This is a genomic window from Acetobacter okinawensis (assembly GCF_002153655.1).
In the GTDB taxonomy this organism is placed as follows: Bacteria; Pseudomonadota; Alphaproteobacteria; order Acetobacterales; family Acetobacteraceae; genus Acetobacter; species Acetobacter okinawensis_A.
Genome location: NZ_JOPJ01000036.1, coordinates 1 through 641, shown reverse-complemented (window position 1 = coordinate 641; position 641 = coordinate 1). Strand labels below are relative to the sequence as shown.

The following is a 641-nucleotide window of genomic DNA, read 5'->3' as shown; positions in this document are numbered from 1 at the left end:
GGATTGGATATCTGAGCCAGCAGGATACCTGCTTCATGGCAGAAAATATCACATTCCCCTTTGCGAACTGGTCCCCTGTAGCGCAGAAAGCCAAGCGTTTTCAGGTCATACAGTCCTTTCTTGGCCCATGAGGCCCAGCCCTTGAAACCCTGGGCTCCACGTTCGTCAGGAACAAGCGCATTGGTTTTCCTGCGAGCCAGATATTCAACCCTGGCTTTTTCACGCCTCTCCTGTCTGGCTATCTTCTGTTTTTTGTAATCCTCGTATTTCTTTGGAAGAACCATGTCACACAGGGTCGAGAAGTCATAAAACTTCCCTCTGTAATCAAGGAATTGGCATCTGTGTCGCCTTGGATGATGGGAGTTCACACTCCCAGGAAGGCGAAAGACACGTGAAAAATCATAGGTTGCCTGGTCTGCACCCCATGGAATGAATTTTCTTAACAGTTCTCTGTGGGTAGCCTGAAAGCGTCCCTTGCATCGTGCTGGAACAGGACATTCAAACGTATAATGCAGATAAATCCCTCTGCCAGAACTGAGGATATTGGAGGGACGGGGAATGTTGTTGTCATCGCAGAACTTGAGCAGGATTTCATAATTCTCCCCAAGGTCATGATATTGAATGGTGGGGTTGGTTTCATA

Annotated in this window: 1 protein-coding gene; it reads right to left on the bottom strand. The window is 47.9% G+C overall.

All coding sequences use genetic code 11. The features are described 5' to 3' along the window. On the bottom strand, positions 1 to 641 hold a 641-nt coding region (locus HK26_RS13525), incomplete at both ends, for a hypothetical protein (RefSeq protein WP_219337096.1).